Below are 16,800 nucleotides of genomic sequence, written 5' to 3'. Positions count from 1 at the left end.
ACGCACAGTTTGTTGTTTTTGCCGATTTTGCATAGCTTAAGGCCGAACCGCAGATAGCATAGGATAAGCATGTATCGAGGAGCGGGCAGATGCGGCGTGATCGTTCGATCAGGGACTTCCAGCTCGGTACCGGTGCGATCTGTGCGATGCTGATCCTCACGAGCCAACAGTCCCGCGCCGACGAAAGCGGCATTTCGTTCTGGCTGCCGGGCCAGGTCAGCAGTCTGCCGGCAGTCCCGCAGGGCGCGCCGGGCTGGTCAATGGGAACCGTCTACTACCACACGAGTGTTGCAGCCTCCGGCTCCGTCGCTGCGGCAAGAGAGATTCAGGTCGGCAGATTGGCACCGACTGTCAATGTCAGCCTCAACGCGAGCCTGAACGCGCAAGCCGATCTCTTGTTGCTCAACCCAACCTACACTTTCGGCACGCCGGTCCTTGGTGGTCAGTTGGCGATGGGAGTAACCGGCATATTCGGCCGGTCAGCCGCGACCATTGACGGAACATTGACAGCTAACCTGGGAGGATTTGCGGCAACCCGGATGGGGAGTATCGGAGATTCAATCACGTCTGTCGGCGACCTCTATCCGATGATCACGCTCAAATGGAATTCGGGTGTCAACAATTACATGACGTATATAACGGGCGACATTCCCGTCGGCGCTTACGATCCAAGTCGCATCGCGAACCTTGGTATCGGCCACGGCGCGATCGATGCCGGCGGCGGCTACACCTATCTGAACCCGGCTTCCGGCGTGACGATTTCCGGAGTTGCAGGGTTTACCTACAATTTCAAGAACCCCGACACTCAGGTTCAAAGCGGGATCGATTTTCATTTCGACTGGAGCACAGCCCAATTTCTTACGAAACAGGCTTTTGTGGGCTTCGTTGGCTACGCCTATCAGCAAGTCTCAGATGATACTGGCGGTCATCCACTGCTTGGTGGCTTCAGATCCCGCGTTCTCGGCGTGGGGCCCCAATTCGGATACATCTTTCCCGTCGGCGACATGCAGGGGTACTTAAACATTAAGGCGTATGGGGAATTCAATGCGGCCAACCGGCCATCTGGTTGGAATACTTGGCTGACGTTTGCAATTTCCCCAACTGCGGCAATTGATGCGAAAGCGACCCGGCATCTCGTGACGAAGTAGGGCCGCAAAGCCGCCGAGGCCTTCGCCTCCCAACGCGCCTTCTACTTTCCTTCTAATCGCTCGATCGGACGGGCTTGGCCGCCATGCCGGAAGCGCTACCGGGCCGGCGAATTACACCCAACGGCCGGGGCCATCGCCAATTTGACGTTCGTGGCTGCAATCGCGCCTGATGCCGAATGAAGTGCAGATAGAATGCAGTGCAGATAGAATGAACCAGCAGTGTTTTCAGCGCGTATCGAAGGGAAAGATCACTTTCCAGTCTTTTTTCATATCGATCACCGTCCACCTATTCGTAGCAGCGGCGTCCAAAGCAACGTCGAGATGCCCGAAATGCGACTGCCGATCGTAGGCGTACTCGCGCACTGCGTCGGTGTGATGAACGATAGCCCCAAAGCGCAAGCCGTCGCTGATGGTAGTCCATTGAAGCATTTCGAGATCTCCGTCTGAGTTTCCGAATGCAGCAATTGGGCGGCGGCCTACGGCTTCGTTGATGCCGACGGGCTTGCCCGCCTTATCGTCGATGAAGTTCAACTCCGGCAAACGAAACAGCGTAGGAATTCCGTCGCGCATCTCGAATTTGGTCTTGATGGATGAGCCTACGACCTGGTCGGGAGGAACCCCGTAAACCTTATCTGTCCATGGACGCATGAACTCAACTCCACCGCCCGAGACGATAAAGGTCTTGAAGCCGTTCGCCCGCAGGTAAGAGAGCAACTCAAGCATTGGCTGGTAGACCAGATCAGTATATGGCCGCCGGAAGCGCGGATCGCGCGCGGAGCCGAGCCAATCCATTACTATTTTCGAGAACTCGTCAGTGGTCATCCCGGCATGGGTCTGCATGATCAGATCGAGGAGGCTCCGCTCGCTGAACCCCGCCAGTGCTTTCATGTCGCCCTCAAGAACCGACTGGAAAGGCTCGGTATATCGCCATTCCGGATGCAATGGCGCCAAAGCCTTTACCCGCTCGAGGGCGAATACCAATTGAACATACATTGGTTGCTCAACCCAAAGCGTGCCATCGTTGTCGAAGGTCGCGATACGTGCGGCGGGCGGCACATACTGGGAACTTCCGGACGTCGTAACTCGACGCACGAAATCGACGATGGCTTGTTTAGTCGAAGTATCGTTCCATGACGGCAATGGGTCATCTTGGGCAGACGCGCGCGGCAGCCAGCTGAGAGTCAGCGCCACGCACAGTATCGCGCCGGCAATGGCGCGCCAACATTTGCGCCTCATAGCTCACCTCCAAAAGCCAATTGATGACAGCAGCCGTCTAGTCAAAGCTTGATGGACTTGGATGCTCACCGTCTATGCAGTTTCGGCGAATCTTCGGAATACACGGGTTTACGAGCAATGAAGGAGGAAGCTCGACATTGCTCAACCTTTCCGAAATATGTCTCCCCTACGGGCGCGTTCACATGGAACTGCCACAAAATCGAATGAATTAAATTTCTCCGGAATTGCATAGCGCGCCTGAGTGTTGAACTTCAGACTGCGGCAAGCCACTGCGATAAACCACCTCCAGGCACGATCGCTTTGGAGGCGAGGACAGCAACCACTCCATGGCCGACTGCAGGATTGTAGGATTGTTCATGATCACCGCCCGCTCGCTGGCTATCATTCTCATCCTTGAACATGCGCTGCCGTCAGTGGCCATCGCCAAAGACGGGCACGAACGCACCGTGACAATTCGCGATACTCGGTCCGCTCTGCGCGTGAGATCTAGCATGGTCGCTCGACAGGATCTGTTTGATCGGCGCAACCCAAATAACTTCCGCGTAGACTGGCCCAGCCCTCCTGCTCAACCCGGCCAATTCTGAGGGAGCAGAACTTTTTGATGAACTTCCTCATCCGTGAGGGTGATCAAGTCGGTCCTGTCGCACGCGATCTTGGGCCGCGTAGGTCGATGCCACGAAACGAACCGAGTTGCAGACAGGCCATTTTATTGTGATCTCGACGCCGACAACCGGACTGCCTTAACACTTCAGAGAGGCCAACAATGCGCAAGATGCTCCTTGTCGTGACAACAATGCTTTTGGCGGAAAACTCGCATGCGAAGCGCAAACGGACCTCACCGCATATGCGGATGCAAACGGATACATCGACGTCCAAACATTGACCTGCGCCGCGCTTGCAGGCACCTAGCAGGGGGACGCCGATCGGCTCCCCACCTGATATAGCGGCTGGTACAACGGCCTCGCCAAGAAGCATTACAATATAGCGAGATCAAAAGAGCTCGAGCATGAGGTGATCGTCTACTGCAAAGCAAGTCCTCAAATAGCATCATTGAGGCCATTGCCGTCATGCTCAAGCAAGAGCGGCTCTCGGCCGGATTCAAATGACATTGCTCTTGACCGCAATTTTTAAGCTTCACGATGTGGAGCACGTGGTCTTGCGAGAGCCTTCATCCCCAGATTCCGCGTCAGAATTGGCCGGCAGAGAGAATTACCTTTCCGGTCGCCGGAATTGCATAGCCAAACGCACAACGCTCTTCCATGGTCGCCCCGAGTAACGGGACGCCTTGCGACAATTCTGGAAGCGAGACGTCCGAGAACGTTGACGAATAAGGGGGCGATATGACGAGCAAGACCAAGACCGCCGCGCTCGCAGGATTTTTGGGCGTTTCCATCGCGTTCACAGGCATCGCCAGCGCATTTGGGCAGGCAGGTCCATCATCGTCCCCAATCAAAACGATCGGCACCCCCAGCGCGCCTGCCAAACCCGAAATCGTCCCGTCCCTGTTCGTAATGAACTCCCGCGGTGCATCACTGCAGGGAGATAACTTGGTTCTGACTGGCGTCACGCCGAGCTCGATTATCTTCGCCGATCGCCCGATACGAGCTGCCGGTCACCAGGCCACCGCCGACGTGATTGCAGAATGGGGCGCAGGAGAGGACAGCTTCGCCAAGAACCCGCCCAATGCGACAGTGTCCGTTTTAGCGAAGGACGGCTCAGTGAAGGATGCAGTCGTGGTGCTGAAGAGCCCGAAGCTCGAGGGTGACAAGCTGACGTTCACCGTGCAGACGCTGGAAGGTGATCTCGCCGGCGCCGACGGAGCGGCAGCGATCTTCATCGATATTATCGGGCGACCGCTGACGCCGCTATCGTTTGCCGGAGTTGCTCGCCGTTCAGCATTCCGCGGCGCAATGTACGCGGGCGCTGCAGGGGCTGCCGCATATGGGGCGGCAGCTTATGCCGCCCCATATTATCGTTCCTATCCGCCCCCTCCGGCCTGCGGCTACTACCCTTACCCGCCTTGCTATTGAAGACGCACCTCCGAGAACAGACCCTCTTGCCTTCGGAGCTCGGCGCCCTTTGCCGCGGGCGCTCAATCCTGACAGCCGCTCGGCTTCCCCGAATGCTCCTCCAGAATTCCGTCGGTAAAACTTGGCGGCTTCAACTCATAAGGACCGGCTCATGTGGCGTTTGTCACGTATCGCTCTCCTCGCCACCACGACCGGCGCCGTTAGCGCATCGGCATCTGCTGCCGACCTCCCAGGTCGACTGGAGCCGCTCGCACCGGTCGCCTATGCGCCTGCGTTTTCATGGACAGGCTTCTACGTTGGTGGAGAGCTGGGGTGGATACAAACGAACCCCCAATACACGACCGGCGCACATTTGTTCGGGGCTCCATTCCTGCTCACATCCGGCTCGCGTAAGGATGGCCTGACATATGGAATTCTCACTGGCTATAACTACCAAGCGGGTCAGTTTGTGTTGGGCGTGGAAGGCGATTTTCAGGGATGGACGGTCGGCGTAATACGCTACACCGCCATCACCGGCGATTTCCTCACGGCGCATAGCAAATGGGGCGGCTCGATACGCGGCCGGCTCGGCTACGCTGCCGACCGCGCCCTGCTCTATGTGACGGGTGGAGCGGCGTTCGCATCCATCGAGACCTCGATTCCTTTTACCGGCATTTCGGTCGGCGGCGACGGCACGCGGGTGGGCTGGACGGCCGGCGCCGGAGTGGACTACGCCATTACAAACAACTGGTTCACAGGCCTCGAGTATCGCTACTCACAGTATCAATCCAGATCCTTGGTGTATCCGATACCGGTTCTCAATCTTGGCATCATTGGGCTTAAGCAAGAGCTGAGCAACAACCAGGTCACGGTTCGCCTTGGCTATAAGTTCTGAATCGCCTTCGACCCTTGGCTGAGCCCACATCGAGTAATTGCAGCAACGCGGGATTTCGTCATGCTCAAATGTCTGTTCACGCTGTTGCTCGTGGGGCTCGCCGCAGTGGTCGTATCACCTTCGGTTGCCCAGCAGCCGGCTCCCGGAGTTAGCGTGGGTACCCTCACGTGCAAAATGGCGCCTTCCATCGGCTTGATCTTTGGATCACGCCAGCGGATGGCATGCCGCTTCGCACCCAATGGCCCTTATCCGCAAGAAGCATATCTCGGCGTAATGGGCACTATCGGTATCGATATCGGGATCACGGCAGGCGGGGCGATGGCTTGGGGCGTCTTTGCCCCCACGGCAGGTCCACGACGCGGAGCGCTATCCGGCACTTATGTGGGCGCGAGTGGCGCCGTTGGCGTAGGCGTCGGGGTCGGCGCCAATCTGCTGTTCGGCGGAACGGGGCGTTCGATCGCCTTGCAGCCGCTCTCCCTCGAGGGCTCGGTCGGGATCAATTTGTCGCTTGGAGTTTCAAGCCTCACGCTTTCCTTAGCGCAATGAATTACAGACAAGGAGCATCCCTCAGTGTTCATCACGAGCCCGCAGCCATTTCAACGATGGCACGGTTCGGAGCCAGTCATCAGAGGACGTATCGATGAGAATGACAGTCAGATTAATTATCATCCGTGGGGCTCTCCTGTGCCTGGCCATTTCGTCGGCTGGCAACGCGTCCGCGCAGACCGACGTGGGAAAGGCCCTTTTGGAAAAGCTGACCGCCAGGGTGGCAAAGCTTGAGAGCGCCTGCGCAAGCGATATCAAGAAATACTGCAAATCGGTGACGCCTGGTGAAGGGCGCATGATTTATTGCATGCAAGCCCATGAAGACAAGATCAGCCCCAAATGCGCATTTGAACTCGGGGAAGCCGCGACAAGTGTGCAAACAACGGCAGACGTTCTGAAAGACGCTGTGATTGCGTGCAAAGCCGAGATAACCGGAACGTGTGGAAAAATAGTGCCCGGCCAAGGTCGAATTGCCGCTTGTCTGCTGTCTAATAAATCGACAGCCTCTGCGGGTTGCGTGGAAGCCATTCAGAGGGTCGAGACCATGTCGTCTCAATAGCACATCGTCGATCAAAGCCTTATTGACCTGCCAGGTCGCTATCCCCATCAGCCTGACGGTCTCCCGAAGATCGCTGGCCCAAACAGCGCAGAAGGACTTCCGTGTCCGACAACGAACCGGAAGAAACGACCCGAGCTTTTTTTTGCTCTCGCACCGGACCGTTCGGGCTGTTCAGAATTCCAATGGCGCGAGACGAAACCGACTGTTTGACGATTAGACAAGTCAGTATTGGTTTGCTCGGAAGGGAAAACCGTGCCTACCCGGCACACGATCAATACACCTTTCCAAGAACCAGATTCTTAAGGCGCGCCAAGGCCCCGTAACACTCCGCCAATTCCAAAAGCTTCCGTCTTTGCGGTCCATCCTGCATGCTTGCGGCGTCTTGAATCAGGATTTGCGAGAGTTCGTCGCACTCCTCCACAGTCAGATGTTGATCTTCGATCGAGGGTCTGACGTTTATCGATGTGTTCACGCTGGCTACCCTTCTGGCGGTGCTCGCGATCAGGCCATCGAGGGGAAGCTTGCGCTACAACATGGGATAAACTTCGTTCATCTTTCTCGGTGGCGGTTCCCCGTGGAGCTACGTGCATGAGTTCTGAATGCTCGTTGCCGTGACAATGCCGGCTTTGCATATCCTGCGGCGACCTATCCGGCCGATTGCCGCACCGCTCGGCGCGCTCACCGGCGCCCGGATGACGATGGACCGGCAGACCTGCGCTGCGCATCGGCTTCCGTCTGGCCGCTGGTGTCGCGCCGGTGTTCCGCTATCCGCTTGATGACGCCGCTCCGGATCAGCCGCCACTGCCAAATTGTGTGATGTTCGGCGCCGGCGGATTGGGATATCGCCTTGTCGTTGCCTTGTAGTCTTCGACAGTTTTGAGCGCCGGCCCCGACACCCAGCCAAACATCGCAGCCACAATGAGGTCCTCGTGAGGATCCATCTCAATGTTGAAAATCTTCGGGTAACCGGCCATTGGAGCACCGGCGGAGAACATTCCCGGCTGCCGCTGCGGGCCGATACCGGTGGGGTGAACGTCGGTAAAGTAAATGCGCCACTGCTTCCAGCGCGTGGCGACGAGCTCTCCTCCGATAAAGCTCAACATGCTTTCGCGACGACCCGTGGCCGCAGCGCCGATCAGGAGATCGAACTGATCGATGCCGTCAATCGCTCGGTCCGCTGGCATCGTGCCTCCCACGATATGTGAGAACGTCGGCAGGAAGTCCATGATGGAGAACATGGCGTATGTAGTCGTTCCCGGCCTGACCCTGCCAGGCCAGCGGATGATCGCCGCTGTCCGTATCGCTCCTTCGGTCACTTCGCCCAATTCACCGCGGAACGGCCCGGAACTGCCCATGTCGGGCGTCCCCTGATTGCCGTGTTCGCGCGCGGTTTGTCCTTGCGGGCCATTGTCGGAAGCAAAGACGACAATCGTGTTGTCCTCGAGTCCAAGTTCCTTGAGCGTGTCGAGAATCTCGCCGACGTGATAATCGCCTTCCATCAGCTTGTCGCCATAGTTACCAATCCGCGATTTGCCCTTGAATTGCTGAGAAGGCAGGTTCGGAAAGTGCCCCATGGAAAAGGGAAGGTAGAGGAAGAAGGGCATCGCGGCGGCTTTTTGACGCCGCATGAAATCGACTGATTTGTCCACCAGCTCATTGTCGATGTTGGCGCGCACCTCTTCGGTGAATGGCTTGACGGTCTGCAAGGGCCCCTTAGCCTTCCCCTCGACGATATGGGGCCCTGCTCTCAGCAACGCATCATAAGGCTCGTCGATCGAATGCGTGAGAGCGATCGTTGCGGGGTATGTTGCTGCATCCCAGCTGATGTCAGGCGGAATACCGTAGAACTCGTCGAATCCGTGCGCCGTCGGCAGGCTTTGGGGGGCGCTTCCGAGATGCCATTTCCCAAAGATCGCGGTGGCATAACCCACGTTCTTGAACAATTCCCCCATCGTGAAGGCGTTTGCAGGAAGTGTATAGGGGCTGCCTTCAATGGCGATCAGCGAAAGCCCACTGCGAATCGAGTACTGGCCCGTCATAAGTGCTGCACGGGAGGGCGTGCAGGCCGGTTCGACCAAAAACTGCGTGAGACGGAGTCCCTCTTGGGCAAGCGCATCGAGGCGCGGCGTCGGAGCTCCGCGCAGCTGGCCTCCGCCGTACGATCCGAGGTCGCCGTAGCCGACATTGTCAGCCAGGATAAAGACGACGTTGGGCTTGTTGCGCTGCTGCGCAAACGTCGTCGACCCCATTACGGCTAGTAGCGCCACACAGGACGTAAAGCGCAATCCAGCAGAGATCTTCATGGGAGCACCTTTCTGAGCCCGGACAATTGATCCTGTTTCCGCGTGAGAACTGAGCAGTGCACTAGGACCAGCGGTGCCGAAAGGCACCCGGGGCGATCAGTGCCATATCGTCTGTTGCGGTATACTCAAAACGCCGTGCTATCGCGCGAACCGGCTTCACCCAGCAGTACATCGGCTTGAAAGCGATTCGCCACGGCCGATGCCCTCGAATGCGTCCGCCGAACATGCTGCCCGCAAGCAGCGTTGATGCGAAAGTTGTTCGGCTGCTTGCGTACATCTGAAACCTCTCGCACTACGACGACACGACCTTACGAACGTTCGTTTGCGCGTCTATGCGATTTCGGCACGCGCCGGTCCATGCTCCGAACAAGTAAGCCCGGAGCTACGAGCGTCTGCTTGCCACAAAGTCTAATCAAGCAAGCACGCTCTTATTCGCCGGGAGGCGGATGAGCCGCTTAGAAATTCTTCCGGCCCCCGTTCATGCTTCAGATCCTATCGCGCCGGCATATCGCCCATCCTGGAAACGCATCCTGTGCAGGGCACACCCGCCGCCCTCAACCTCCGCATACTTCCCAGGAGCGCACTGGGTGATTGAACTTCTAGGCTTGGGCTGGTCCAAGGACCACACTCGCCCGCACTAAGCTGGGTCATGCGGATTCCGCTGGTTCTTTGCATCACGTTTATCTCCATACGATTTGGGCGGAGACACGACAGGACATCGACGCCGATTTGCGACCACAGCAAGCAATTCGATGACGTGAGTTCGGTGCGCGCACGCTTCCGGCGGGTTTCCGTGTAGCGACTATGTCCTACCGTTGCTCTAATTCGCGGCGAATGTACCTGTCTCTCACTAACAAGCGAGTAAAACTGCCCCGTGATGGCTTTTCAGCAGCGGCCGATGTCGAGACTGCCGCCGATCTCAACGCGCTGTCGACGGTGCGCTATACTCGTCAACCCGAACTAAAAGAAGTCTACTTGGCCCATTGGTTCATTTGCAGGCACGTTTGCAAGCTGACGTAACTGGGAGTGCCCCCGATCGACTCCTGGGGAATGCATTCCGCTTTGCTCGAGGCCGGGAACGTCGACCATCGCTGGGCTAATTGCTTTCGCGCTCCCTGTTCATCCCTGATGCACGCCCGGAGCGATTGGGTATCGGACAGTCCGGATGTCGCAGCCAAATCGAGCTTGCAGCTTCTTGCCATGTCAAACGCCGGCACACCGTCCGCTACCGCCACAACCAGTTGTGTGCTCAGAGCGATCATAGCCACTGAAAAAGGCATTTTGTATTCTCCTAGAAGTAGCGCTTTTTTGCCGAAGAGCTGCCCTCAACGAAGGCGCCAGCGGCAGTCTCGATCGCTAACAAAAGCTCATGTCAGTGCGCTTTTCTCTTTGTAGCAAGCGCCCCCTGCGAAGCGGGTCAGAACACTTCCGGACCGCTACGCCAGTTAGCCACGCTCTGCGTACGACGTCTATGCAACTTCGGCAGACGCAATGACACAGGCTGGATTGACGGCTGGGCTTCTCGGGCGGAAGGCGCCTCCTGAGGTTTTGCCAACTCAGGTAGGCACTATGCCGATTTTCGGCGAACGGCCGATTCTGCATAGCCCCTAGCTGCAGCACCGGCGAACATCCTCCCGGCGGACATTCACTCAAACACTCGGCCCGCATGATTACGACTCTTGCTGATGGGGAGAGCAAAATGACGCGTCTCGTGCTCGGATTGCTCCGACCTTATCGCGGCTGGCTCGCTATTGTTTTCGCAGCGATGCTGCTCGAGATTGCGGCCAGTCTGGCGGCGCCTTGGCCCCTAAAGCTCGTGCTCGACGACGCACTCGGAAAGCATAGATTGCCCGACTGGCTGGCATGGGCACATGACTATGGCTTCGGACGCCACACGCTCGGTGTGGCCATGTTCGCGGGCGCCGCGACGCTGGTCATCGCAATCATAAGCGCGCTCGCCACATACATCGACAATTACTACACCACCAGCATCGGACAATGGGTTGCGAACGATCTGCGGATCCGGATTTACGAACACCTGCATCGATTGTCGCTCCGCTTTTACGATACCGCCAAGACGGGCACGCTAATGTCAACCATTACAAGTGACGTCGCGACAATCCAGAGTTTCGCGTCCTCGTCAACGCTAAGCATCGTCGTTGATGTCATTACCATCATTTTCATGGTGGGATTGATGTTTTGGCTAGACTGGGACTTCACCCTGATCGCCCTTGCAGTGACGCCCTTCCTCCTGATGGCCGTGATGCATTTCAAGAAAGCTGTAAAGGAGGTCACGCGTATCGTCCGAATCAAGCAGAGCGAGGTTGTCGCAGTAGTTCAAGAGGGCCTCGGATCCGTGCGCGCTGTGAAGGCATTTGGACGACAGGACCTTGAGACCGCTCATCTTGAGGCTGCGAGTCACGCTACCGTCGAGGCCGCTCTGAAGGCTCGGCAGGTAAAATCGCTGCTGTCGCCTATGGTCAGCATCGTAGTTGCGTTCTGCACTGCAATCGTACTGTGGAGAGGTACGGGCTTGATTGTCGCGGGGGTGATGACAACCGGCGCGCTTACTGTTTACCTCGCCTATCTCGCAAAGTTCTTCAAGCCTGTGAAAGATCTCGCCAGCATGACGAGCGCGATTGCACAGACAACTGTCGCGCTCGAGCGCATCCAGAAAATCCTCCTGGCCGACGCTGTCATTCGCGAACATCCCGAGGCAGTGGATCCAGGCCGCGTTAAGGGCGCCATTTCTTTCGAGAATATCGCGTTCGGCTATAGCGACGAAGTTCAGGTACTTCGGGACGTTTCGTTCAACATCGAACCCGGCCAAGTCATCGGCATTGTCGGCCCTACCGGGTCTGGAAAATCTACCATTCTGAGCTTGCTCCCGCGCTTTTATGATCCCAGCGGTGGCCGCATTCTCGTCGATGGAAACGACGTGGCTACTTTCAAGTTGGCGGCGCTGCGGTCTCAGGTCGGATTCGTCCTGCAGGAGACGGTCCTGTTCCGCGGGACCATTCGCGAAAATATCGCCTACGGGCGTCCCGGAGCAACCGACGAAGAAATCATCGCGGCGGCGACAATTGCCAACGCCGACGAGTTCATCAGCCGTATGCCCCACGGTTACGATACCGTCGTCGGAGAACGAGGAGACACTCTTTCTGGCGGTCAGCGGCAACGGATCGGTATTGCCCGGGCTGTAATTCGGAACAGTCCGATCATGATCCTGGATGAACCGACCGCCGCGCTCGATACCGAATCCGAACGCCTCGTGATCGAGGGGCTACGACAATTGATGAAGGGCCGCACCGTCATCATGATTGCTCATCGCCTCAGCACGATAAGCCAGGCAGACAAAATCGTCGTTCTAAAGGATGGCGTGGTTGCCGAGGAGGGTTCTCACAGCGAACTTCTCGCGCGCAACGGCGTCTATGCCGAGCTGCACCGAATTCAATACGAACCGGCATCGGCATCAGCAAACGCGGCCTAGTTATCGAGCCGGCTAAAGTACGGAGCAACACCATGCCCCACAGACTTATCGTTCTTCCGGACGATACCATCTCGGCAATTCTGGATCCGATCAGCGCCGCCAGGCGCTCCTTAAATATCAGGATGTTTCTGTTCACCGAACCGACCCTATTGAAAGCGGTGATCGCAGCCAAGGAACGCGGCGTCAATGTCCGTGTCATGTTGAATCCCGCAAGGCGCAACGGGAAGAGTGAAAACGCGAAGGCTAGAAAGGCACTTTTGGCAGCGGGCGTCGAAGTGCGGGACAGCAGCGCGGCGTTCGCGTTAACGCATCAAAAATCAATGGTCATCGACGACAAGATCGGTTTTGTAGAGTCCCTGAATTGGGAGCCTCGTGATCTCACGGAAACCAGAGACTATGCGGTCACGACGACCAAGAAGAGCGAAGTTCGGGAAATGGTACGGTGTTTCGACGCTGATTGGACCCGCAAACCATTCAAGCCAGATCCGAAGTCGCACCTAATTTGGTGTCCGAACAACGGGCGCGAGCGTATCGCGAATGTGATCGATAAAGCGAAAAAGACGCTCTGGCTGCAAAATGAACGTTATCAGGACACGGTGATTGTAGAAAGGCTGGTACGTGCTGTGAACCGCGGCGTTCGCGTCAAGATCATGGCTCGAGCTCCACATAAGCTAGGCGGCAAGAAGCTCGCCGAAGGGATCGGCGGCTTGCGCATCATGCACGACGTTGGAGCGAAGGTGCATCTGTTGCAGGGGCTTAAGCTTCACGGCAAGATTCTGATTGCGGATGGGAAAGAAGCAATTGTCGGATCAATCAATCTGAGCCCGGGAAGTTTCGACTCGCGACGCGAGCTGGCGATCGCGACCAAATCCAAGCCTGTGATCAAACGGTTGGTCCAGGTCTCGCGGCGCGACTGGAAACATTCGCATAGGCTCGATTTGTCCGATCTCGGAATTTTGGCCGATCTGAAAAAGCACGGCCAGGATGGGGCGGCGTTGGTTCTGGGTCACGGTGATGGCAGCAGCAAGAAATAGCTGGCCGCGCTTTTCCAAAGCAGTGCTCGGCGTGCGCTGACTCGGTCTAGCATGCCAAGCGGAACGTCAGGCTCGATACTGCCTTTAGACCATTAGACGTGCCGCCAGATATCAGGCAGCCCACACTTCGTCGGTGGCGCAGCGTCACCCGGTCGGCCTGCACGCTTGCTCCGGGCGCAGTTATCACGATCAGCGACGCCGCAACTTGTGGCTCGGCCTTCGCGAGTCACTTTCAACGTTTCTGTGTAGCGTCACGGAGGTGCAAAAGCCGGAAATGGCCGGATTTGCATACTGCTTTCTACGCGTCGGTCCACACTCGACGTGGCAAATCGGCCATCACTGCGGTGTATTGGACCATCTGTACTAAAACCGGCCCCCTGCTCGTTGAGATCGGGCCATTCGGCAAGCCCGCGATCAGCAATGGCTTACATCTTCCTGTCACGACGATCTTCGAATTTTAGGGATGCTAAAATGCAAGCAACTCAATTTGCGGTTAGCCTGGCCATGCTGATGACGATGATCGGGCCAAGCTATGCCGCAGGCCAGCAATTTTTATGCAAAGGTCAAATCGTTCAACAGATGCTGGATCCGGCCATTCAAGCAAAACGAGTCGACCTGAACGTCACGCTGGATGGCAGGGACGGGATGTCGCTGATCATGGCAAATAATAAACTCCCTCTCCGTGTTACCAGTAATAACAAGATCCAGCTCAAGTTTGTGACAAAGGAATTCGTTGGAGAAGACTTCCATTATACGGGCGACCTGTTTCTCATCTACAACTCAGGGCCTCTCGCTCGGCTTAGTTGCACACCCTCCTGATTCCCAATGAATTCTTCCCGTGAGACGTTTGAGGGATCTGGGCTCCGCGCACGCCAATTAGTCCAGATGCTAACGCCGGCCGCCCATGAGGCGCAGCATCATCATGAACAGATTGATGAAGTTTAGATAAAGCGACAGTGCGCCGATCACCGCCTTGCGGCCTGTCGACGTTCTGTCATCGCCACCTTCGTACATCTCCTTGATCCGTTGGGTATCGTACGCTGTGAGACCTGCGAACACGCCGACACCGATGACGGAGATCATCCAATCCAGCCCGCTAGATCTCAGAAACAAATTCACCAGGCTGGCAACAATGATGCCGATCAAGCCCATGAAAAGAAAGGTGCCGGCACCCGACAAGTTGCGCCGGGTCGTGTAACCCCACATGCTAAGCGCACCAAACGCGGCGGCCGAGACAAAGAACACCCGTGTGATCGAAGACTCCGTGTAGATGTGAAAGATGGTCGACAGGGAGATTCCGACAAGCGCCGCATAGAGGAAAAACAATCCTCTCGCGGTTTCCACCGACATCGTGTTGATTCGTGCACTGATGAAGAACACCAGCGCCAGGGGAGCCAGCATCAGCACCCACATCAGCGGACTTTGAAGTAATTCCGGCCCGCTGAACTGATAGGTCAGCAGCGCCATGACGCCCGTTAAAGCAACCCCGGCAGCCATATAGTTGTAGACCCGCAACATGAAAGCGCGGAGGCCGATGTCAATCGCTGTAGCGTTCGGAGAAAGGGGGGCAGCGGGTGCATTTCCGTCGTAATTCGACATAGGTCGCGTCCTTGTTGATCCTCGCGCGAGAAATTCGGCGGCTGCTTATGACGGAGTCTTCGTAAATCTCGCGCTAGACCGGAGCACTTCGTCCTGAATGCGTGCAATCATGCCGCGGCCTGTTGACTGATCAAATTAGCGCGGGGGGCTGCGCGTTACTATGCGAGTTCGGCAAACCAAACGATTGCGCGCGCAAAGGCGACGGCCGTTAGAAGCCAATTTTGCATTCGGAATAGTTGCTGAACGGGGCACAGGCGGTTCAAAATCCGCGTAAAGATGACGCGACTGAATAGGCCTCGCGCGCCCTTTGTCTGATCGTTAGCTGTTGGAGCGAACCTTCAGGGGCGCACCACCTTGTAATTGGTAAGGCTTCTAGATTGGTGGCAACTCGGCTGGGCATGGGCAAACGGCAGCCTGAGTATTCCCGGCAATAACCTGTACAGTGGGCACACCGTATTGGGAAACTGATCGACAGCGCACCGCCTGCGGCCCGACGGCTCTTCCAAATCCATCGGTAGAGCCTTTGACGAACTTACGACACTAGCTTCAAGGGACGGCTTACCTTTTCCTGCCAAGAGTCTGGTGTTTTGCGAAGGGTTGCAATTGGTGATTCGTCAAACATCTGCCGATAAGCTACAGCGAACCGCCCCAATTCACAAAACCCGTGCGCGGTCGCCACTTGGGTAACGGTCTTTGCATCAGGAGCGGCTTGCCGCAAGGCATGGCGGACGAGATGCATTCTCCGCAACGTCAGATATCGAATGGGTCCCATCCCGAGATGCTCCTCGCATGCGGCGCGAAGCGTTCGCTCTGCCACCCCAATGGCTGCGCAAACTTCGCTCAAATGCAACGGAGTATTTGGATTCGCTTCCAAATACTCTTCGAAACGTCCGAGGATGATTCCGTGGCGCAGCAAACCTGTTCCAATGTTGGAGGCCTCACAATCAGCTAAACAGTTTATCAGCGCGTGCAGCAGATGCTGCTCAATCGCGTGAGCCACTTCCGGCTGTGTGAAGAGGTCGGGTGCGCTCTTCGCCAACCCTCCGGCTATCGCATGAAGGTTCAGGAATCGGCTCATTAATCCAGAATTCGGCCGTATGAACCGCGCGCCCTTGTGCGGATTGAATTCGGATCCGACCAATGCCCTCCAGGTCGTAGCCAGCGCCTCTGGTCTTAGGGAGACCCCCCCAAACCTATAATCCCCGGAGGTTTTGACATGTTGCACGTCATAATCGTGGACACACATTTCCCCCAGCGATAATAGTCGTCCCCGGCTGTGCACCTCGGGCTGTTCGTTTGTCAGAAAAGTATAAACCTGACGGCCTGGGCTAATCGTACCCCTGTGCACGCGTGGCAAGCACTCCGCAAAGCGCTGCATCCACAGTTCATTCAATGTAACTTGAGTCAACTCAGCCCGAAAATCCCCTTTGGTCGTCGGGAAAATCTGTATCTCCGCGGAACGTACGCTCGTCGCGTATTGAGCCGGATCGTTGAATACAAGGACTTTGCTCCAGGGCATTTCGACCCCCACAAACGCCACACGCGAAGGCTGTAGAGCAGACGATATTCGTGAATGACCGGCAGAAAGTCTATGCAAATTCGGCAGAATCGGGAATTTGGAGCAAAACGCCGCAGTCGCATAGTCCATGTGACTCAACCGTGACATAAAGCATCAAATCGGAACGGAAATGTCCAGGAAAAGCGCCATCGGAATCAACGAAATTGACCGCGAGTCTATGATGCACCAGCAAGAGCAATGCTTTAGCGCTGAGCCGTGCGACGAATTGGCGCAAGCTCTCCTTCAGGAAGCTGCAGGCATGCCATGCGGACATCGGAATGAGCGCCTGAAAGCTTACGGGACCCTTGGCCAGATGAAGCGAATGTTCCTCCGCGGCCCAAACTAGCTTACTCAGCATGTAAAGCGGCATAGCACCCGATGGATCGCATCGCTTCTTCCGTTCTCAAACAGCGCCTGACTTCT

Annotated in this window: 13 protein-coding genes; 9 read left to right on the top strand and 4 right to left on the bottom strand. The window is 56.7% G+C overall.

Annotation, left to right across the window (positions count from 1 at the left end):
* Positions 1-89: 89 nt before the first annotated feature.
* Entirely contained in the window at positions 90-1,148 is a 1,059-nt protein-coding gene (locus ABIC03_RS13250) for a SphA family protein (protein ID WP_502916883.1), read from the top strand.
* Positions 1,149-1,373: 225 nt separating this feature from the next.
* On the opposite strand, the gene ABIC03_RS13245 is transcribed toward ABIC03_RS13250, so the two are convergent.
* Positions 1,374-2,384 carry an HAD family hydrolase gene (locus ABIC03_RS13245; protein ID WP_502916882.1) on the bottom strand — a complete coding sequence of 337 codons (1,011 nt, stop codon included), beginning with the start codon at positions 2,382-2,384 and terminating at the stop codon, positions 1,374-1,376.
* A gap of 356 nt (positions 2,385-2,740) precedes the next feature.
* Between ABIC03_RS13245 and ABIC03_RS13240 the strand changes: the two genes are divergently transcribed.
* From ABIC03_RS13240 to ABIC03_RS13215, 5 genes are all read left to right on the top strand, one after another.
* Positions 2,741-2,968 carry a hypothetical protein gene (locus tag ABIC03_RS13240; protein WP_275168323.1) on the top strand — a complete coding sequence of 76 codons (228 nt, stop codon included), beginning with the start codon at positions 2,741-2,743 and terminating at the stop codon, positions 2,966-2,968.
* A gap of 756 nt (positions 2,969-3,724) precedes the next feature.
* Positions 3,725-4,414 carry a hypothetical protein gene (locus ABIC03_RS13230; RefSeq protein WP_354058643.1) on the top strand — a complete coding sequence of 230 codons (690 nt, stop codon included), beginning with the start codon at positions 3,725-3,727 and terminating at the stop codon, positions 4,412-4,414.
* A gap of 151 nt (positions 4,415-4,565) precedes the next feature.
* On the top strand, positions 4,566-5,288 hold the full coding sequence (locus tag ABIC03_RS13225) for an outer membrane protein (protein ID WP_354058641.1): 723 nt from the start codon (positions 4,566-4,568) through the stop codon (positions 5,286-5,288).
* Between the two features lie 60 nt (positions 5,289-5,348).
* Complete coding sequence (locus ABIC03_RS13220) at positions 5,349-5,834, top strand: DUF992 domain-containing protein (RefSeq protein ID WP_275168325.1); 486 nt, start codon at positions 5,349-5,351, stop codon at positions 5,832-5,834.
* Positions 5,835-5,928: 94 nt separating this feature from the next.
* Positions 5,929-6,393, top strand: coding sequence for a cysteine rich repeat-containing protein (locus ABIC03_RS13215; RefSeq protein WP_354058638.1), 465 nt, complete (start codon positions 5,929-5,931; stop codon positions 6,391-6,393).
* 791 nt (positions 6,394-7,184) lie between these two features.
* Here the strand turns inward: ABIC03_RS13215 and ABIC03_RS13210 are convergent.
* On the bottom strand, positions 7,185-8,696 hold the full coding sequence (locus ABIC03_RS13210) for an arylsulfatase (RefSeq protein WP_354058636.1): 1,512 nt from the start codon (positions 8,694-8,696) through the stop codon (positions 7,185-7,187).
* A 1,699-nt stretch (positions 8,697-10,395) separates the two neighbouring features.
* Here ABIC03_RS13210 and ABIC03_RS13205 point away from each other — a divergent pair.
* The 3 genes from ABIC03_RS13205 to ABIC03_RS13195 all read left to right on the top strand — a co-directional run bounded on the left by ABIC03_RS13205 (position 10,396) and on the right by ABIC03_RS13195 (position 14,039).
* Positions 10,396-12,186, top strand: a complete 1,791-nt coding sequence (locus ABIC03_RS13205; protein ID WP_354058634.1) for an ABC transporter ATP-binding protein — start codon at positions 10,396-10,398, stop codon at positions 12,184-12,186.
* A 32-nt stretch (positions 12,187-12,218) separates the two neighbouring features.
* Positions 12,219-13,220: a phospholipase D-like domain-containing protein gene (locus ABIC03_RS13200; RefSeq protein WP_275168329.1), complete on the top strand. Its 1,002-nt coding sequence runs from the start codon at positions 12,219-12,221 to the stop codon at positions 13,218-13,220.
* A gap of 471 nt (positions 13,221-13,691) precedes the next feature.
* Positions 13,692-14,039, top strand: a complete 348-nt coding sequence (locus ABIC03_RS13195) for a hypothetical protein (protein ID WP_354058631.1) — start codon at positions 13,692-13,694, stop codon at positions 14,037-14,039.
* Between the two features lie 69 nt (positions 14,040-14,108).
* Here ABIC03_RS13195 and ABIC03_RS13190 read toward each other — a convergent pair whose 3' ends face one another.
* The gene (locus tag ABIC03_RS13190) at positions 14,109-14,819 is read right to left on the bottom strand and encodes a Bax inhibitor-1/YccA family protein (protein WP_354058628.1); all 711 of its coding nucleotides are present in this window, start codon (positions 14,817-14,819) and stop codon (positions 14,109-14,111) included.
* Between the two features lie 532 nt (positions 14,820-15,351).
* Positions 15,352-16,467, bottom strand: coding sequence for a helix-turn-helix domain-containing protein (locus ABIC03_RS13185; RefSeq protein WP_354058626.1), 1,116 nt, complete (start codon positions 16,465-16,467; stop codon positions 15,352-15,354).
* Positions 16,468-16,800: the final 333 nt, after the last annotated feature.

Source organism: Bradyrhizobium sp. RT6a (assembly GCF_040547675.1).
In the GTDB taxonomy this organism is placed as follows: Bacteria; Pseudomonadota; Alphaproteobacteria; order Rhizobiales; family Xanthobacteraceae; genus Bradyrhizobium.
The sequence above is the reverse complement of the archived record's forward strand: the minus strand, read 5'-3'. Positions and strand labels throughout refer to the sequence as shown.